The sequence below is a fragment of the Cellulomonas aerilata genome (genome assembly GCF_007991755.1).
GTDB lineage: Bacteria > Actinomycetota > Actinomycetes > Actinomycetales > Cellulomonadaceae > Pengzhenrongella > Pengzhenrongella aerilata.
This window is the reverse complement of the sequence record NZ_BJYY01000026.1, coordinates 1-2106: the sequence shown is the minus strand read 5'-3', so window position 1 is coordinate 2106 and position 2106 is coordinate 1. Positions and strand designations below refer to the sequence as shown.

The following is a 2106-nucleotide window of genomic DNA, read 5'->3' as shown; positions in this document are numbered from 1 at the left end:
GGTGAGCCGGGGGGCGAGGGTGTTGTCGAAGAGGGTCATGGCGGAGGCGATGGCCATGTGCATGTCGAGGTATTGGTAGGTGCCCAGGCGTCCGCCGAAGTAGACGTGGGGTTCGGCGGTGGCGCGGTCGCGGTAGCGCTTGAGGATCTCGCGGTCGTGGGGGGTGTTGATGGGGTAGTAGGGCTCGTCGTGCTCGGTGGCGTGGCGGGAGTACTCGTGGACGATGACGGTCTTGTCGGTGGGGTAGTCGCGTTCGGGGTGGAAGTGGCGGAACTCGTGGATGCGGGTCCAGGGGACGTCGGGGTCGGCGTAGTTCATGACCGGGGTGCCTTGGAAGTCGCCGATGGGCAGGACCTGCTGGGTGAAGTCCAGGGTGCGCCAGCCCAGTCGTCCTTCGGTGTGGTCGAAGTAGGTGTCCACCGGGCCGGTGTAGACGATGGGGGTGGTGGTGGGGATGTGGGGGCGGACGTCGAAGAAGTCGGCGTCCAGGACGACGTCGATCAGGGGGTGGTCGGCCATGGCCTGCAGCCAGGCGGTGTACCCGGCGGCGGGTAGGCCTTCGTAGGTGTCGTTGAAGTAGCGGTTGTCGAAGGTGTACCGCACCGGCAGGCGGCTGATGATCTCGGCGGGCAGCTGGCGGGGGTCGGTCTGCCACTGCTTCTCGGTGTAGCCGCGGATGAACGCCTCGTACAGGGGTCGCCCGATCAGGGAGACGGCTTTGTCCTCCAGGTTCGCGACCCGGTCGGGGTCGATCTCCCCGGCCTGGGAGCGGACCAGGTCGCGGGCGGCGGTGGGGGACAGGGCCTGGCCGAAGTACTGGCAGATGGTGCCCAGGTTGATCGGCATGGGGTAGGTCTGGCCCTTGCTGATGGTGTGCACGCGGTGCTGGTAGTCGGTGAAGTCGGTGAACCGGTTGACGTACTGCCACACCCGGGTGTTGGAGGTGTGGAACAGGTGGGCGCCGTAGCGGTGGACCTCGATGCCGGTGGTGGGCTCGGCCTCGGAGTAGGCGTTGCCGCCCAGGTGGTGGCGTCGTTCGAGGATGACCACGCGGCGGCCGAGCTCGGTGGCGGTGCGTTCGGCGACGGTCAGGCCGTAGAACCCGGACCCGACCACGACCAGGTCCGCCGCGGCGAGCAGGCCTGTCAGGTCCGGGGTGTGGGCCAGGTGGGTGGTGCTCATGCGTCCAGCTCCTGGGCGGTCGGGCACGGGGACGGGACCTGGCAGGTCGGGCACGCCTGGCCGTCGGTGGTGGTGTGCAGGCGCCGGACCCGGTGCAGCCGTGACAGCAGCGGGGCACGCAGGAACGGCGTGGCCGAGGTCACCGCCGCCTCCGCCAGCACCGGCACCGCGGTCCCGGTCAGCCGCACCGGACCCAGGCCCGCGTCCTGCATCCCGGCCAGCGCCGCCCCCACACCGTGGGCGTGCGCGCGCTCGAGCTCCGCCGCGAGCGGCGTGAGCCGTACCTGGTCACGCCACGTCGTCATGCCGTCTCCTGCGTGCTCGCGGCGCCGGAGGCCGCCTGGCGGGCGGTCTCCATGAGGGCGGCCATCCGCTCGGCGATGTGGTCCCACTCCTGGCGGGCCTGCAACGGGCGGACCCGCCGGTCGCGGGTGTCGCAGTCGTCCCCGACCACCGTGCGGCACGCCGCGGCGAACCCCTCGCCGTCGTCGGCCAGGTGCACCACGTCGTCGTAGTCACCCACCACGTCGGGCACCCGGGTGGACACCACCGGCAGCCCCGCCGCCAGGTACTCCAGCGTCTTGGTCGGGGAGATGCTCCTGGTCGCCTCGTTCAGCGCGAACGGCATGAGCGCCACGTCGAACCCGGCCATCACCGCCGGCAGCTCGTCGTAGGACACCAGACCCGGGTACTCCAGGTTCGGCGCCTGCGGCAGGTCCGCCGGGTCGATCTTCGCCACCGGCCCCACGACCCGGATCGTCCAGTCCGCCAGCTCCGCAGCCAGCCGCCCGATCAGCTCCAGGTCCAGCCGCTCGTCGATCACCCCGACGTACCCCGCCACCGGACGCTCGTGCGGCGTGCGCAACCGGCGGCTCGCCGCGTAGTGACCGGTCTCCACCCCGCTGCGGAACAGGTGCACACCCT

At 71.0% G+C, this 2106-nt stretch carries 3 protein-coding genes; all 3 read right to left on the bottom strand.

Going from position 1 to position 2106, the window contains the following annotated elements; all coding sequences use genetic code 11:
- Window positions 1–1182, bottom strand: a 1182-nt coding sequence (gene glf, locus CAE01nite_RS17905) for a UDP-galactopyranose mutase (RefSeq protein WP_146906910.1), incomplete at its 3' end; no start/stop codon positions are given.
- Entirely contained in the window at window positions 1179–1487 is a 309-nt protein-coding gene (locus tag CAE01nite_RS17900) for a hypothetical protein (protein WP_146906909.1), read from the bottom strand. The genes glf and CAE01nite_RS17900, both read right to left, overlap by 4 nt.
- Window positions 1484–2106 (bottom strand): glycosyltransferase (locus tag CAE01nite_RS17895; RefSeq protein WP_146906908.1); only part of this gene is annotated, 623 nt, incomplete at its 5' end. The genes CAE01nite_RS17900 and CAE01nite_RS17895, both read right to left, overlap by 4 nt.

Bases quoted from the DNA above. Each gene is read 5' to 3' on its own strand.
- CAE01nite_RS17900 (WP_146906909.1), bottom strand. From the start codon at position 1,487: ATGACGACGTGGCGTGACCAGGTACGGCTCACGCCGCTCGCGGCGGAG.